Source organism: Brevibacillus centrosporus (genome assembly GCF_003710815.1).
GTDB classification, from domain to species: Bacteria; Bacillota; Bacilli; order Brevibacillales; family Brevibacillaceae; genus Brevibacillus; species Brevibacillus centrosporus.
Map to the genome: position 1 here is coordinate 80,083 of NZ_RHHP01000006.1, position 16,887 is coordinate 96,969.

Genomic DNA, 16,887 nt, shown 5'->3' on the forward strand with positions numbered 1-16,887 from the left:
GTGATTCCGATGAAAAAACGGATTGCCATTGCCAGTCTATGTGTCAGTATGGCTTGGGGAGCGATGGTTGTTCCGGCAGCCGCCGCAAAACGGGGGGATGGGGATGCCCCGTCTATCGAGAAGAAGGAGAAAAAAAACAAGCCAGTCAAACGCCCTCTCTCCCATCCATGGGATAAGCCCGGCACAAGCAACGGAAAGCTGCGTCCAGGGAAGCCTTCCGCAGCTGGCATGACCGCCGCGCCGCTAAAAGAGATCGATTCACTCATCGAAACTTCGATGAAAGAGGGCGTGATGCCCGGCGCTGTCGTGCTCGTTGCACGCCGCGGAGTCATCGTAAAAGAGCAGGCGTACGGCTTCTCCGCGCAGTACGCCGATGATAAAAAAACGCCGTTGGATCGGCCTATACGAATGGATACGGACACCATTTTCGATATGGCATCTGTCAGCAAGCTGTTCACCTCCACCGCGATTATGCAGCTGTACGAAAAAGGCAGGTTCGACCTGGATGATCCCGTCGCTGACTACCTTCCCGAGTTTGCTGACAACGGCAAGGAAGAGGTGACCATCCGCCAGCTGTTGACCCATACCTCTGGATTTGAACCGTTCATCCCGCTCTACCAAATGGGAGACAGCAGGGAGGAAAGAATGGAAATCGTCTTGCGCCATCCACTCGTCAACCGCCCGGGAAGCAACTACGTCTACAGCGATTTGAACCTGATTACACTGGGGGCGTTGGTGGAAAAGCTGACAGGCCAGCGCTTGGATCAGTACGTCCGTGAGCACATTACGAAGCCGCTGGACATGTCCGATACGATTTACAATCCGGCAGAGCGCCTGAAAAAACGGATCGCTGCAACCGAATTCCAGCCATGGACACAAAGAGGGATGGTCTGGGGAGAAGTACACGATGAGAATGCCTGGTCGCTGGACGGTGTGGCAGGACACGCAGGAGTATTCAGCACCGCACGTGACATGGCGGTTTTTGCCCAGATGATGCTGAACGGTGGCAAGTACGGCGGGAAGCGAATTCTTTCCGAAGAATCGGTCGAGCTGATGGCAGAAAACCAGATTCCCGAGTTCCCGGGAGATGATCATGGACTTGGCTGGGAGCTGTATCAAGGCTGGTACATGGATGCCTTGAGCGACAGCAGGACGATGGGGCATACCGGATACACAGGCACCTCGATCGTGGTCAGTCCCAACAACGAAACCATATGCATCGTTCTCACCAACCGCGTTCATCCTACGCGCAATACCGTTTCCACCAATCCAGTCCGGAGGGGAGTAGCCCGTCAGGCTGCCCTGGCGATACCAGTGGAGATCCCGTGGAAGGATGGAGCATGGTTTGCAGGAGTCGGCGATGAACAGGAACACACCTTAACCGCCGAGGTAGACCTTGAAGACGGGGGAACGCTCACCTATGATACCTGGTTCCGGATGGAGAACGAGTCTGATTTCGGCTACGTCGAAGCATCTGAGGACGGGAAGAACTGGACTGAGGTAGGCCATGCCGCAACGGGAGAAAGCGACTGGGAAAACGTCTCAAGGGAGCTTCCTTCCGGGACGAAGCAAATCCGTTTTCGCTATGCGACTGATGCGACCGTCAATGGACGGGGCTGGTTTGTCCATGATCCGGAAGTGAAAGATGAAGCGGGTCATGAAATCGATCTCGACTGGCTGTCGTATGGCTGGTCGCGAGAAGGAAAATAAGAGGAGATGAAGCCATGAGGGTTGGGAGAAAGAAAATCAGTGCGCTGCTGATGGTACTTGCTTTGCTGCTCAGTCAGGCTTTCTATTCACAGAGTGTTGTGAAAACGAATGCGGAAGAGAGGACAGATGTTGTCGATCTGATCATCAGTCTGAACGCTCCTGAAGCGGAATGGGGCATGGCAGCAGGAGACACCCTGCAGCTGCAAGCGCTCCATGTTTACCGAGACGGTCATTTTGAGAAAGCATCCGTAGGCTTGAAATGGAAAACCTCGAACAAAAACGTGGCGGCAGTCGATGAAAAAGGCATCGTGAGCTTCGCCAAGCATCCCGGCAGAACCTTCATCTCCGTGACCGACGGCAAGTTTGAAGACCGGATCGCCTTCGATTACAAAAACAAGGAAGAGCAGAAGGTAACGGTCGTGAAACAAAAAGGGGAGCGTTACCAGATCATTGACAGAGCAATCTCGGGCATGACGCTGGAAGAAAAAGTGGGGCAGATGATGATGCCCGATTTCCGCAAATGGAACGGCAAGGACGTGACAAACATGCTGCCGGAAATCGAGGCACTGGTCAAGAAATATAAGGTCGGCGGGGTGATTTTGTTCCGTGAAAACGTGGTCAACACGGAGCAGACCATACGCCTTGTCCATGATTATCAGCTGGCAGCAGATAAATACGGCCTCCTGGTAACGATAGACCAGGAGGGTGGGATCGTGACCCGTTTGCAGCAAGGGACAGATATGCCGGGGAACATGGCGCTAGGCGCTACGCGTTCGAAGGAGCTGGCTCTGCAAGTGGGAGATGTCATTGGCAAAGAGCTGGCTGCCCTCGGGATCAACACCAACTTCGCTCCCGATATGGACGTGAACAACAATCCGGACAACCCGGTCATCGGAGTCAGGTCGTTTGGAGAAGACCCACAGCTGGTCAGCGACTTGGGTGTTGCCTACGTAAAAGGACTGCAGCAAAACGGGATCGCGGCCACAGCCAAGCACTTCCCAGGTCATGGCGATACATCCGTCGACTCGCATCTGGGGTTGCCGGAAGTCCCCCACGACAAAGACCGTCTGACAAAAGTGGAGCTCTTTCCGTTTAAAAAAGCGATGGAGGCGGGCGTCGATGCCATCATGACGGCGCATGTCACCTTCCCGAAAATCGATGACACCAAAGTAATTTCCAAAAAGGACGGCACGGAGATTGCGCTGCCTGCCACGCTGTCACCCAAGGTCATCACAGGCTTGATCCGCGAAGAACTCGGCTTTGATGGCGTCGTATCGACGGATGCCATGAATATGCAGGCAATCGCTGATCATTTTGGACCGGTTGATGCGGCAATTCGAGCCGTGCAAGCGGGCGTAGATATCGTGCTGATGCCGATCGGTTTGGAAGAGGTAACGACGGGTGTTCTCCAAGCCGTGAAAAAGGGAGAGATCAGCGAAGAGCGGATTGAGCATTCCGTCAAACGCATCCTGACATTGAAGGTGAAGCGGGGAATCTTTAAAGCAGAAAATCCAGAAGGTGCAGACGCGCAAATCGAGCGTGCCAAGGCGATCATCGGCTCTGCTGAAAACAAGCAAGTAGAGGCTGAAGCTGCAGCCCGCTCCGTAACGATGGTCAAAAACAGTGGCGCACTGCCACTTAAGCTTCTGGAAGACAAAAAGATCGTGGTGGTAGGGACGACCTACATCGACAGTCTGGCTGACGCCGTGAAAAAACACCACGCCAATACAGCGACGATCCAAATCGCAGGCGAGGCACTGACCAACGAGCAAGCGAAGCTGGTGGAGGTGGCAGACGCTGTGATCATCGGTTCCTATACGTTCGATGTCAAAGGCCGGGCACCAGATAACGCTCTGATGGGCATTTACAAGCAAATCATCCAGAAAACGGATCAACCCGTAATCGCTGTCGGCATCCGCAATCCGTACGACATCATGGCTTATCCGGAAGTAGATGCTTATCTCGCCCAGTACGGCTTCCGAAATGCAAGCTTCGCCGCAACGGCAGACACGATTTTTGGTAAAAACAACCCAACCGGCAAGCTGCCAGTGACGATCCCGGATGGCAAGGGTGGCGCCCTTTACGAGTTTGGCCACGGCTTATCCTACCAGCCATGAGCTTCTGAAAAGGAAATCGAATAAAACAATTGAAAGCAAGGAAGATCCGGCTGTGAGGCCGTGTCTTCTTTTTTTGTACAGTAAGAATTTAAAATTCTTAGCCAGTATTGTTCTAGTTCCGTTGGAGGAAAGTCATCGAGAAGAGCTGCGTAAAGCCTTACATCATCCGGAAATTTGGGAGTATACCTGGCGGAAAATATCGTCGGAGAAAGATCTCGACGAAATCATCAGCCTGGCATTGGAGCAAAAAAAGCAGGGAACGCATATCCCCTTCACTATCCTGGAAAAGGTGTCCGGCGAAGTCATCGGTACCACGCGCATAGGCGATATCGACGTGACAAACCGCAATGCGGAGATCGGTTGGACATGGCTTTCTCCTGCTTACTGGAGAACGAGAGTCAATACAGAATGCAAGTACCTCCTGCTGCAATACTGCTTCGAACAAGCTGAGCATACTCGATCGGAATGGTCAGAAGTCAGAGAAAAACTGAAGCATTTGCTGGAAAGAAAATATGTGTAGGACGAGTCTAGGCATACCGAGTGCTGGAATGAATCTCAACCGCGACTCGAATCGCCGATTGTATCGCTCCTTGGATCCAGCCGTGATAATCTGAAGCGTGTTCACCCGCAAAATGGACTCTACCCTCTGGAGTAGAGATGTAGGGACCCAATTCCGTTTCCTGAAAAGGCTTGAACATGGTGAAAGCGCCAGCCGCAAATGGCTGCAGCACCCAGTTATGCGCAGTCCCTGTGACAAAAGTCTCGTAAACGACTTCCCCATGTATGCGAGCCAAGACTTGCAGTGCCTTCCCGACCTGTTCTTCCTCCGACAAATGGACCAAGACAACACCACCAGCTCCGCCAAAATGATGACTGGGATAATAGGAAAGGCGAATCGGTAAGTCTGTGACTGTTTGCCCCCCGTACAATCCATTTTCTTCCCAGAAGCGACGCGAGAACTGGATGCCGATCTTGGTGGAGGAGACGTAGTGAAGCTGATGAATGGCATTCCATTTGTGATAAGAAAACAGGTTGTTAGGCTCCACTTCTACTAATTGGAGGACGGTAAACGGAACCGTAATGATGGCGTGATCCGCCGTTACTTCAAACGGCTTTGCCCGGTCGGTAAAATCGCCAGCAATCGCTACGCTGTTCCCGTTGCCCTTGATTTTGGTCATCCTGCAGTTGAAATAAATGTTGTCCTGTATGAGATTTCATAAAACCGAGTAGAAGGCGTGAAGAGGATAAAGTCGCGCAAGATTTCCAGGAAGGAAAGCTCAGGGAACCCTTCGAAGCCAGACATCACATTGATCATGTTTACGGCCGCTGCGGACAAAGAGACGCCCACGGGATTGTCAAGCAAAAAAAGCTCCATGGAGTACTTATCAAATTCTTTGATGATGATAGGCCAATGCTTTTCAGGATCTTGATTGATAAAGTCTGTGATAGGCTTAACTGCAAGCTGAGCTAATTCGACAGCCGTCTTCCCTCTTTCCTTGGGAGCTACCGGAAAACGAAGGATGCTCGGCTTTTTTTCATACATCCACCGACGTGCTTTAACTCCATTCACATAGAACAGATCATTGGGTGTCGTGTTAATAAACTCGTTTAGGGGGAGACGAAATTTCGAGATGTATTCCAGCGTCAATAAGTGGGTGCTAGGAATTCGCATCGCCCCAGCCTCAATATACCCACCATCATGAAAAGGAGAACGAAGGGTGAAGACACGGCCGCCAACCCCCACCCCAAAAACCCCCTTTTCAAATCCCGAGTGGTATGATGTGATAGAGTAGGATTTTTCGTGCAATTGTGAGGATGGGGTGAGGACATGCGTTTATACACCAAATACATCAAAAAATACGGAGTCGTTTTTTGTGTCTCCCTCTTCTTTTTAACCTTGGAAGCGGTGTGCGACCTGCTGCAGCCAACGATCATGTCGCGAATCGTCGATGTGGGTGTGGCGCAGCGCGATTTGAATTACGTGCTGTCGACCGGGGGGCTGATGCTGGGCGTGACCGCGATCGGTGCAGTCGCCGCCACGATGCGCAACCTGCTGTCCACTTACGTTTCACAGAACTTCGGAGCTCAGCTGCGATCGGATTTGTTTAAAAAGGTCCAGTCCCTTTCGTTTGAGAACATCGACAGGTTCGATCGTGCCTCTCTCGTGACCCGGCTGACCAACGATGTCAACCAGGTGCAGGTATTTGTCAACGGCATGATGCGCATTTTCGTGAAGGCACCGCTCACTTGCATTGGCGGTCTGATCATGGCGACACAGCTAAATCCCCGACTGGCTGTGGTGCTGGCCGTGGTCGTGCCGATTGTGGGTCTGTTTATCTACTTGAACATGAAAATCGGGTTTCCCTTCTTCATGAAAGTACAGCAGTCGCTGGATCGGGTAAACGGTGTGATGCGGGAATACTTGTCCGGGGTTCGGGTCGTCAAAGCGTTCAACCGCTTCGATTTTGAGGTCGACAAGTTCAGCCATGCAAATGAGGAGCTTCAGACCAAGTCAATCTCGGCTACTCGCGTGATGTCCATTTTCAGTCCAGCCATTATGCTGACGGTCAATCTGGGGATTGTGGCTGTACTGTGGATGGGAGGCTTGGCTGCAGAGCAAGGAGACATGCAGGTCGGTCACATCATCGCGTTTACAAACTACATGACGCAAATTTTGTTTTCGCTCATGATGATTTCCATGGTGTTCAACATGTTCGTGCGGGCAAAAGCTTCAGCAGGGCGCATCGGTGAAGTGTTTGCCGAGGAAAATCGGATGACCTGGAAGGAGCAGGGAAGCCTTCAGGGAGATGGGAAGGGACGGATCGACTTCGAGCATGTATCCTTTTCCTATGAAGGCGGGCATGGAGAGAGTGTCTTAAAAGATATCACCTTTTCTTGCCTGCCGGGGGAAACGGTGGGCATTATCGGGTCGACGGGCTCTGGGAAAAGCAGCCTGGTCGGTCTGATCCCGCGCTTTTACGATGCCACGAAGGGAACCGTGCGGGTGGATGGAGTAGATGTCCGAGAGGTGGACCCGAAGCTGCTGCGCGAGAAAATGGCCATCGTCCCACAAAAGACGGTGCTGTTTACCGGGACAGTGAAGGAAAACATTCGTTGGGGGAAGGACGAGGCGACGGATGAGGAAATGGAGCTGGCAGCCCGAATGGCACAGGCCCACGACTTTATCGAGCGTACCCCGGACGGTTATCAGGCAAGAGTCGGACAGGGCGGCATCAATTTTTCCGGGGGACAAAAGCAGCGCCTCTCCATCGCTCGGGCACTGGTGCGCAAACCGGAGATTCTCATTCTCGACGACAGCACGAGTGCGGTAGACGTGGCGACAGAGACGAAGATCAAAGAGGCTTTGCGTGAGTACGCTCAAGGTCTGACGTGCCTATTAATCGCACAGCGGATTACGTCGGTGATGGATGCGGACAAGATTGTCGTGCTGGATCAGGGAGAGCTGGTCGGAATCGGGACCCATGAGAGCTTGCTAAAGGATTGCCGTGTCTACCAGGAGATCTTCCAATCCCAGATCGGCAAGGAGGTGCAATAGAATGTCCCAGCAAAGTCAACAGCCGCCGGTCTTTCCGAGCAGGCCCGGACGTGGCATCGGGCATGGGGCAAGAGGACCTGTGGTGAAGCCAAAAAACTTCAAAGGGACACTTCGCCGGCTGTGGCAGGCGTTTGACCAGGAAAAGCGCATGCTTCCGCTCGTGTTCCTGATCGTGCTGGTAGATGCGCTGCTGATGCTGTCGGCGCCGTATTTGATCGGAAAATCCGTGGATGCGATGACGGGGGGAGAAGCGACGCTCGGACTTTTGGGGGTCACGGTGCTTGCCCTTTTGATATCGTACATACTCGACGGAGCGCTGACGCTTTTGCAGGGCTGGCTGATGGCAGGCATCTCCCAGCGGATCGTGAAAAACCTGCGAAAGTCGCTGTTTGAAAAGCTGCAGAAGCTGCCTGTCGCCTTTTTCGATTCCCGTCCACACGGAGAGCTGATGAGCCGGCTGACCAACGATATCGACAATGTCAGCAACTCCATTTCACAATCAACAGCACAGCTGATGTCCGGGGCGATCATGATCGTGGGCTCGCTGGTCATGATGCTCATCTTGAGCCCGATCCTGACGATTGCGTGTATGATTACCGTGCCGCTCGTCTATTTACTCACGCGCACCATTGCAAAAAAGACCAGCGTACTGTTCAAAAACCAGCAAATCCAGCTAGGGAAGCTGAATGGTCATATCGAGGAAACCGTCTCCGGCATCGAAGTCGTCAAAGCGTTTAACCACGAGCATAAGGCTACGCAGGAATTTGATGAGATCAACACGGAGCTTTGCCGGATCGGGATGCGGGCTCAGATATTGTCAGGCTTTCTCATGCCGATCATGAACGTGATCAACAACCTCGGCTTTGCCGTGGTGGCGGTGGTCGGCGGCGTGCTTGCCGTCAAAGGGATGATTACTGTTGGTGTGATCGCCAGCTTTCTCAGCTATTCACGTCAGTTCGTGCGGCCGCTCAACGACCTCGGGAATATTTTCAACGTCCTGCAGTCAGGCGTAGCTGGTGCGGAGCGGGTTTTTGAAGTGCTGGATGAGCAGGAGGAGCCGGAAGATGTACCAGATGCGAAGACGCTTTCCCAGCCAAAAGGGCATGTCGTCTTTGAAAATGTCAGCTTTGGGTACAAACCGGATCAGTTGATCTTGAAAAACGTCAGCTTCGAATCCGAGGCAGGAAGCACGACCGCGCTGGTCGGTCCAACAGGGGCAGGAAAAACCACGGTGGTGAACCTGCTCACTCGCTTTTACGATGTGACGAGCGGGACCATCTATCTGGATGGCAAAGACATTCGCGAGTACACCCGTGACAGTCTGCGGCGCAGCTTTGGCTTTGTGCTGCAGGATACGTATCTGTTTTCGGGGACGATCAAGGAAAATATCAAATACGGCAAACCAGATGCTTCAGATGCAGAAGTCGAGGCAGCGGCTGCCATGGCCAATGCGAGTGTCTTTATCAATCGCTTGCCCAAACGCTACGATACACAGCTGACGGAAAACGGTGGAAATCTGAGTCAGGGTCAGCGTCAGCTGCTCGCGATCGCCCGTGTGATACTCGCAAAGCCTTCACTGCTCATCCTGGACGAAGCGACGAGCAGTATCGATACGCGTACCGAGCTTCACATTCAGGATGCCTTGCTCACGATCATGGAGGGCCGCACGAGCTTTGTCATCGCGCACCGTCTCAATACTATTCGGGATGCGGATACGATCATGGTCGTGGATCGCGGGGAGATTGTGGAAAAAGGAAGTCACGAGTCTCTTATCGAGCAACAGGGAGTCTACCATCAATTGTTTTTCAACCAGTTCAAAAACCTGCAAGCCTCGGCGGAGTGAGGCAGAGGGGATGAGAGAAGCTGTTTTCCGACACTACTCGTGATTGGAGGCAGCTCCTTTTTCTGTACGCCCAAAATGAGCGAGAACGAAGTCTTTGAAGCGCTGGGAGGCAGGGGACAAGTACGTACCCTCAATCAGCGCCATGCCGATCACCCGGTGGCATTGCGGCTCGCGGATCGGGATGTAAATGATTTTGCTTTTATCGATTCCCCGCAGATCGGGAAGCAGGGATACGCCGAGACCGGCCGCAACCAGTCCGGCCACAGTAGCCGCTTCTTCCCCTTCAAAGGTGATGCGCGGTTTAACCCCGATGTCATCAAACAGGCGGTCTGTCGTGCGGCGCAGCGCATAGCCCTTTTTCAAGAAAATGAACGCTTCATCTGCCAGCTCCTTCAGCAAAATGCTGTCGGCATCCGCCAAGCGGTGTCCGATGGGGACGATGGCAAAGAGCTCCTCTTCCCACAGCGGAGTCCATTGTATCTTCATTTTCGTTTCCGTCGGCTCAGCAAGCAGACAGAGGTCCAGCTCACCGGCGTCGAGATGCTCAAGCAGGGAATAGCTGTGGTTTTGCATGAGGGAAAAGCTGATTTGGGGAGCCTGCGCGCGAAAGGCACCGATCAGATCGGGAATCAGGCTCGTTCCCAGCGTGTGCAGGAAGCCAATCGAGACTTCTCCGTGCTCAGGGTGAGTCAAGTCTTGCAGCTCCTGCTTGCCGTCTTCCCATTCCTTCAGGATGCGGTTGACCCGTTTCAGCAAAAGCTGGCCGTAACGGTTCAGTACGATCGTGCGCCCTTGGCGGTCAAAGAGGGGAACGCCGACCGTATCCTCCAGCCGAGCGATGGAACGGCTCAGGGCCGGCTGTGACAGAGACAAGGACTCTGCGGCGCGGGTGACGTGCTGGATGCGCGCGAGTGTTTGAAAATATTCGAGCTGCTGCCATTCCATAGGCGTCCTCCCGATGAGATGTATGTGTTCAAATCATTACCCAAACGCATGAAAATCATGAATACAATAAATTATACAATATGAATTGTCAATGATAGTATAAAGCAGGAAAGGAACGGACTTTTGGGAGGTTGGCATCATCATGGGTTACATTCAGCAAGGCACAGCTGCTTTTCGCAAGTCCAATCTTGCCTTTTTTGCGGCTGGATTCAACACATTTGCGATTTTATACAGTACACAGCCATTATTGCCGGTATTTTCCGAGGAGTTTCACGTATCCCCGACGATGGCGAGCTTGTCGCTGTCCGTTACGACGATTGCTTTGGCAGTCAGCATGCTGTTTTTCGGAAGCATATCCGAGGTGTGGGGAAGGAAGCCTGTTATGATCGTGTCCATGCTGCTCGCTTCCGTCCTGTCCATTTTGACGGCGTGCAGCACCAGCTTTGAGAGCTTGCTAGTGTTTCGGATTATCCAAGGGATTGCTTTGGGTGGGCTTCCTTCTATCGCCATGGCGTACTTGGGGGAAGAAGTGGAGGCATCCAGTCTGGGGGTCGCGATGGGGCTGTACATCAGCGGCAACTCCGTCGGGGCCGTGAGCGGTCGGATCATCAGCGGCATGCTGACGGACTTTTTCAACTGGCATGTAGCGATGGGCAGTATCAGTGTCATCAGCCTGATCGCGAGCCTGATCTTCTGGCTGAATTTGCCGAAGTCGCAAAATTTCCATCCGCGCGCACCAGAAGTAGGAAAGCTCATTTCCTCGATGGGCAGCCACTTGAAGGACCCGGGCTTGCTCTGCTTGTTTGGAATAGGCTTTCTCATCCTGGGCAGCAACGTAGGCTTGTACAACTACATCGGCTACGTGCTGACTGCACAGCCATACGCTTTGAGCCAGTCGCTCGTCGGATGGATTTTCATCGTCTTTCTGGTGGGGACTGTCAGCTCGGTCTGGATGGCCAAACAGGCTGAAAAGCACGGACGGGCAAAAGTTATGATTGTCTCCCTGATCATTACTTTACTGGGGGCGTGCCTTACGCTCGACGCGCACTTGTGGGTGAAAATTTTAGGTTTGCCCGTATTGACCTTTGGCTTTTTCGGAAGCCATTCGATCGCCAGCAGCTGGGTTGGACGACGGGCCTTGCACGACAAAGCCCAGGCCTCCTCGCTCTATTTATTCTTTTACTACGCGGGCTCGAGTATTGGTGGAACCTTGGGCGGTCTGTTCTGGTCCTCCTTTGGCTGGGGGGGCGTCGTCGGGATGATCGCAGGCTTCTTGCTGCTCGGACTTGTACTCGCTGCCTGCTTGTCCAAAATCCCTACGGCTGTAGCCTTGGCGAATAAAAAAGGAACCGAAAAGCTTTCGATAGCCAAATAAAAGAGGAACAGCGGCACTCAGGAAAAAAAGGATAGTCCTAGATTGCCGCTGTTTTGTTACCCGTGCCAGCGTGGAGACGAAAATTTTCTCAGTGGCCTTCCTGCGATTCAAAAAGACCTGCTTCCCGATAGTTGACGTCCAAGCGAAGTCTCCCTGCGAACTGGCGGTCAATGTCGCCTTTTTCGTACAGCGCTTGAATTTCGTTGCGTTCGGATTGGATCGCCTTCAGCTCGAGCTCTTTGCGCTGCAGGCTCACTTGGCGTCTGCTGCCTGCCCGACGCTTGTTGGTTTGATATTGCAAAGCGAGCCCTTTGTAAGCCGCGAGTACGGTGAGCACGGCATCGCGATTGTCCTCATTCTCCAGCTGCTTCACTTGGCTGATCGCTCTTTGGACAGCTTCCAGCTTCAACGCTTTGTAGCTGTCCCACTGCGGGTCGGACGGAGTGATGGAAGACGGAATCCGGTTGCGTCCCTGAAACAAACGGCGGATGGCTGTCCAGGCGACTAAAATTAACAGCTTGATTTTTACCCGGTTGGTAAGCAGCAGCTCGACCCGGTTTAAGGAAGCCTTGAAATAAGCAGCAAGCTGTGGCGAGATCCGACCCTCACGGAGCCACTGCTCGCCGACCTCTCGTTCCGCTTGTACAGCTGCCAAACGGATGGCTACGACCTGCTTCCAAGCCTCGCCCATATCGGATATGCCTTCCAGCCTGGTTTGCTGAATGCGACGGGTATACTCTCCAATCAGTTCCAGACCGTCTTGCCTGTTCGCGTCGTCCATCTCTTCACGCACTGTGCGCAGCCCGGCATCGAGAACGCAGATTCGGGCCGATCGTTCTTCTTCGCTGCGATCCTCTGGCTGATGGGTGGCATCCTCCGATTTTCTGACGAGCATAGGTAGAAAAATGCTGGCGGATATCAACGTCAACAGGATGACACCGGCGCAAATAAACAGAATCAGATTGCGCTCTGGGAAAGGGCTTCCGTCCTGCAATACCAAGGGAATGGAAAAGGCAGCGGCAAGAGTCAGCGCGCCGCGAACACCCGAAAGGGCGGTGATCAAGGATGTGTGAAGCTGACGATCTCTCGCCCAGACGACGAGAAAGCGCAAAATCATGAGCACGGCAGTAATCAGGAAGATATATCCGATTACTTGCCCATTCTGATAGGCAGGGTCTTCCCAAATTTTCGTGACCACACCCGGGATCTCCAGTCCGAGGAGGAGGAACACAAGCCCATTCAGCGAGAAGAGAATGACTGACCAGGTGCTGTCAGACACGACGCGAAGCTGAACGGAAGATGCAGATTCCACGCGATCTCGTTCAATGGCATGCACGACACCGGCAGCGACGACGGCAAGGATCCCCGAGACGTGGAATTCTTCCGCTGCGATGTAGATAATGAAAGGCGTGAGGATGATGATCAGCATGTGCAGCGTCACATCCTCGATCCCGAGACGGCGCAGCAGGAGGCGCAGCCAGACGACCGCAAAGCCGAGCAGAGCGCCAATCAGCAATCCTCCAGCTGCGATGACGATAAAGCTACCCGCTGCTTCTGTCAGGGAGAAATAGCCGGTGACAGTGGCGGCTATCGCAAAGTTAAACGCGACCAGCCCGGAAGCATCGTTCATCAGTGCTTCACCCTCGAGCAAGCGCATGATTTTCCCGGGCAATTTGATTCTTCCCGCAATGGAACCGACGGCGACAGCATCCGTTGGAGAAAGGATGGCAGCGAGCGCGAATGCAGCAGAGAGCGGAATGGCAGGAATGAGCCAGTGAATGAATGGACCTGCTACTAGTACGGTGACAAAAACGAGGCCTAAGGCAAGCAGCAAAATGTATGTGCGCAGCTTCCACAGCTCATCGCGAGGTGTGATTTTTCCGTCGTTAAACAGGAGTGGGGCAATGAATAGGACCATAAATAACTCAGGATTAAGAGGAACGTGATGCAGGCTGGGCAAAAAAGCGGCAACAATCCCAAGTGCAATCTGAATGAGCGGGATGGGAATGAAGGGGACGAAGCGTGAAATGACATTGGAAACGCCGATGAGCAGTAACAGCACGAGCACCATGAGTAAAATTTCCATAAAAGAAGGGACTCCTTCAAAGTAGTGTCACATTAATTAAATACTGAACCAGTTAGGCAAAGCTTATTCTCTTTTTTCATTAGGGTGCAGAAGTTCACCTCTAGCTTCTGTCAGCTCCCATACATACGTATTTCATTCTATCGTATTTTATTTTTATAGTAAAACATTATACTTGATTAAATATTAAATGGGTGAAAAACAGGGGGGGATTCCATCAAAAAGCCCTCACAAAATCGTGAGGGCGACGGTCCTTCATATATTTACACCACAAGGGACAAGGCCATGATCAGGATAATGGCTACGACGGACAATATAGTTTCCATGACGGTCCAAGTCTTCAGGGTATCCTGCACGGACATGTTGAAATACTCCTTGATGAGCCAAAAGCCAGAGTCGTTCACGTGGGACAAGATCAAGGAGCCGGCACCGGTAGCCAGGACGAGCAGCTCTGGGCTGGTACCCGGGATCTGCAGGGCGATCGGTCCTACGATCCCTGCCGCTGTCATCATGGATACGGTGGCAGAGCCAGTCGCGACACGGATCAGAGCAGCGATCAGCCAGCCGAGAAAAATGGGAGAAATGGCGGATGCAGTAGCCAGCTCGGCGATGTAGTCGCCAACGCCGCTGTTGAGCAGCACTTTATTGAAGGCGCCGCCTGCACCGATGACGAGCAGGATCGTAGCGGTTGGAGCCAGACAATCATTGGTGAATTTTAGAATGTCATCCTTCGTAAACCCGCGATTGAACCCGAGCGTCCAGAACGAGATGATGACGGCGATCAACAGGGACGTGATCGGATTTCCGATGAAGTCAGCCCACTCGCGAAGCATATCTTCTTTCGGCAAATTCACATCCGCGATGGTCGCAAGCAGCATGAGCAAAACAGGCAGCAAAACGGTAAATACCGTGATACCGAAGCTCGGCAGATCGCGCTCGTCCTTTGGCTCGCTCAGCTGTGCGGATAGCTCAGGCGAGATGCTTGTTTGGACTCGTTTGCTGATCCAGGTACCATAGAGAGGACCCGCGATGATCGCAGAAGGCAGCGCGACAATGATGGACAGCATGATGGTTTTTCCGACATCGGCCTGGAACAGATCGACTGCGGCCATCGCAGCCGGGTGTGGAGGAACAATGCCGTGTACGATGGAAAGGCCAGCGATGAGAGGAATCCCGATTTTGACGAGGGATACCCCTGTTTGACGAGTAATCGTAAAGACGAGCGGAATCAACAGAACGAAGCCGACCTGGAAAAAGACCGGAATCCCAACGATAAAGGCAACGAACATCATCGCCCAATGGACGTTTTTCTCGCCAAACCGGTTGATCAGTGTCCGGGCAATGCGCTCGGCACCGCCCGATTCGGCCATCATTTTTCCGAGCATGGTTCCCAGGGCGAGTACGATGGCGATAAAACCAAGTGTTCCGCCCATACCGTCTTTGATCGAATCGACCACTTTGACGAGTGGCATGCCAGATGCGATCCCTACAAATCCGGCAGCGAGCAAGAGGGAGACGAATGGATTTACCTTAAAGCGGGTAATGAGGATGAGCAGCAAAACGATAGAAATCAACGTAATGACTAATGGCATGAGAGACCCTCCCTTGGTGTCGAATGCTTCCGTGATGGATTGGGATATCTATTTATTCAGCTGCTTCTGGAATTCGGAGATGAGCTTGTACTCCTCCAGCAGGTTGTAATAGACGCGCTCATAAATGTAAAACAGCTGCAAATACGTGCTGGAGCGCTCCAGATTGGGCTCATGCCGATGCGAAATGTGAATCATGTTTTTCACATCATGCAAATCGTTCAAGGCGCCGAGAGCATGCATGGCGAGCAGTGCTGCACCGTAGCTGGAGCTTTCGTGGCTTTCGGGAATCAGTACCTCGTAGCCGAACATATCGGACATGATTTGCCGCCATTGCCGCGAGCGGGCAAAGCCTCCCGAGGCGCGGATTTCAGTCGCACCACCGGCCAGGTCGCGCAGGGCGATGCCGATGCTGTAGACGGAAAAGAGAATGCCTTCGAGAACGGCCCGGATAAAATGCTCCCGTTTGTGATGCAACCCGATCCCGAAAAAGGAGCCGCGAGCCTGCGCATTCCAGTAAGGCGCGCGTTCACCGGAGAGGAAGGGGAGAAACAGCAGACCTTCGGCACCAGCAGGTACATGCTCGGCCGCCTCGATCATGACATCGTAGGGATCGACTCCCATCTGCTTTGCTTTTTCTACCTCTGGCCAGCTAAACTCGTCACGGAACCAGCGAAGCATGATCCCGCCGTTGTTGGACGGCCCACCGATCACCCAGTGGTTTTCTGTCAGGAGGTAACAAAAGGTACGGCCCTTTGGATCCGTGATAGGTTCGGGTACGACTGTGCGCACGGCACCACTCGTCCCGATCGTGATGGCGACCTGTCCCTGATCGATGGCACCAATTCCCAGATTGGCGAGAACACCGTCACTGGCACCCACGACGAAGGGCGTATCCGCATCCAGCCCGATTTCCTCAGCGTAACGAATCTTCATGCCGCGCAAAATATGGGTAGTCGGTACGGGCTCGCTCAGCTGTTGTCTCGTGATGCCTGCTACCTGCAGGGCATTTTCGTCCCAGTCGAGCTTGCGCAAATGAAAAAGTCCTGTTGCTGATGCGATGGAGTAATCTACTACATACTGCCCAAAGAGTCGATGAATGACGTACTCTTTGATGGAAATGAATTTGGCTGCCTTGCGGAATGTGTCCGGCGCTTGTTCACGCAGCCACATGATTTTTGGCAGCGGAGACATCGGATGGATCGGTGTCCCTGTCGCGAGGTAAATGCTGTGTCCGACGCCATCCTGCTTGAGCTGATCTACCTGGGAGGTGCTGCGGTTATCCGCCCAGATGATGCTGTGCGTCAAAGGACTGCCTTGGTGATCGACCGCAATCAAACTGTGCATGGCGGTGGAAAAGCCGATCCCGCCAATCGCACGCTTGTCTACATCTGCCTTCTCGATAGCTGTTTTTAGTGCCGAAATAACGGCAGCAAAAATGGTTTCCGGATCCTGCTCTGCCCAGGATGGCTGGGGAACGAGCAAAGGATAATCGACGTTACCGACACCGCGTACAGCACCTGACGGCGTAAAGACGATCGCCTTGGTACTCGTCGTCCCGATATCCAGTCCAATAAAATAGGTTTGCTTCATACGGGTTCACCTTCTCTTGTATACGCTTTCATGATGGCTCTAAAGGATAACGTGATTATAACGAAATTTTTTTCAT

At 53.0% G+C, this 16,887-nt stretch carries 12 protein-coding genes; 6 read left to right on the forward strand and 6 right to left on the reverse strand.

Annotated elements, in window-relative coordinates:
• Positions 1-9 precede the first annotated feature (9 nt).
• The 3 genes from EDM55_RS07340 to EDM55_RS07350 are packed head-to-tail and all read left to right on the forward strand — an operon-like array spanning position 10 to position 4,347.
• Positions 10-1,710, forward strand: a complete 1,701-nt coding sequence (locus tag EDM55_RS07340) for a serine hydrolase domain-containing protein (RefSeq protein ID WP_122959973.1) — start codon at positions 10-12, stop codon at positions 1,708-1,710.
• A 14-nt stretch (positions 1,711-1,724) separates the two neighbouring features.
• Positions 1,725-3,827, forward strand: a complete 2,103-nt coding sequence (locus tag EDM55_RS07345) for a glycoside hydrolase family 3 protein (RefSeq protein WP_122959974.1) — start codon at positions 1,725-1,727, stop codon at positions 3,825-3,827.
• A 52-nt stretch (positions 3,828-3,879) separates the two neighbouring features.
• Positions 3,880-4,347 carry a GNAT family N-acetyltransferase gene (locus EDM55_RS07350; RefSeq protein ID WP_246070974.1) on the forward strand — a complete coding sequence of 156 codons (468 nt, stop codon included), beginning with the start codon at positions 3,880-3,882 and terminating at the stop codon, positions 4,345-4,347.
• Between the two features lie 7 nt (positions 4,348-4,354).
• Here the strand turns inward: EDM55_RS07350 and EDM55_RS30810 are convergent, their stop codons facing one another.
• Positions 4,355-5,005: a flavin monoamine oxidase family protein gene (locus tag EDM55_RS30810; protein WP_246070975.1), complete on the reverse strand. Its 651-nt coding sequence runs from the start codon at positions 5,003-5,005 to the stop codon at positions 4,355-4,357.
• Positions 5,002-5,571 carry an FAD-dependent oxidoreductase gene (locus EDM55_RS30815; protein WP_246070976.1) on the reverse strand — a complete coding sequence of 190 codons (570 nt, stop codon included), beginning with the start codon at positions 5,569-5,571 and terminating at the stop codon, positions 5,002-5,004. Before EDM55_RS30815 ends, EDM55_RS30810 begins: the two co-directional genes overlap by 4 nt.
• An 84-nt stretch (positions 5,572-5,655) precedes the next feature.
• On the opposite strand from EDM55_RS30815, the gene EDM55_RS07360 reads away from it, so the two are divergent.
• Both EDM55_RS07360 and EDM55_RS07365 read left to right on the forward strand, forming a co-directional pair.
• Positions 5,656-7,383: an ABC transporter ATP-binding protein gene (locus EDM55_RS07360; RefSeq protein ID WP_122959976.1), complete on the forward strand. Its 1,728-nt coding sequence runs from the start codon at positions 5,656-5,658 to the stop codon at positions 7,381-7,383.
• A gap of 1 nt (position 7,384) precedes the next feature.
• The gene (locus tag EDM55_RS07365; RefSeq protein WP_122959977.1) at positions 7,385-9,226 is read left to right on the forward strand and encodes an ABC transporter ATP-binding protein; all 1,842 of its coding nucleotides are present in this window, start codon (positions 7,385-7,387) and stop codon (positions 9,224-9,226) included.
• Between the two features lie 33 nt (positions 9,227-9,259).
• Here the strand turns inward: EDM55_RS07365 and EDM55_RS07370 are convergent, their stop codons facing one another.
• Positions 9,260-10,171, reverse strand: coding sequence for a LysR family transcriptional regulator (locus EDM55_RS07370; protein WP_122959978.1), 912 nt, complete (start codon positions 10,169-10,171; stop codon positions 9,260-9,262).
• Between the two features lie 142 nt (positions 10,172-10,313).
• On the opposite strand from EDM55_RS07370, the gene EDM55_RS07375 reads away from it, so the two are divergent.
• Complete coding sequence (locus EDM55_RS07375; protein ID WP_122959979.1) at positions 10,314-11,546, forward strand: MFS transporter; 1,233 nt, start codon at positions 10,314-10,316, stop codon at positions 11,544-11,546.
• Positions 11,547-11,634: 88 nt separating this feature from the next.
• On the opposite strand, the gene EDM55_RS07380 is transcribed toward EDM55_RS07375, so the two are convergent.
• From EDM55_RS07380 to EDM55_RS07390, 3 genes are all read right to left on the reverse strand, one after another.
• Complete coding sequence (locus tag EDM55_RS07380) at positions 11,635-13,632, reverse strand: Na+/H+ antiporter (protein WP_122959980.1); 1,998 nt, start codon at positions 13,630-13,632, stop codon at positions 11,635-11,637.
• A 260-nt stretch (positions 13,633-13,892) separates the two neighbouring features.
• Positions 13,893-15,221 (reverse strand): GntP family permease, encoded by a 1,329-nt coding sequence (locus EDM55_RS07385; protein ID WP_122959981.1) that lies wholly within the window; start codon positions 15,219-15,221, stop codon positions 13,893-13,895.
• 48 nt (positions 15,222-15,269) lie between these two features.
• Positions 15,270-16,811 (reverse strand): gluconokinase, encoded by a 1,542-nt coding sequence (locus EDM55_RS07390; protein ID WP_122959982.1) that lies wholly within the window; start codon positions 16,809-16,811, stop codon positions 15,270-15,272.
• Positions 16,812-16,887 lie beyond the last annotated feature (76 nt).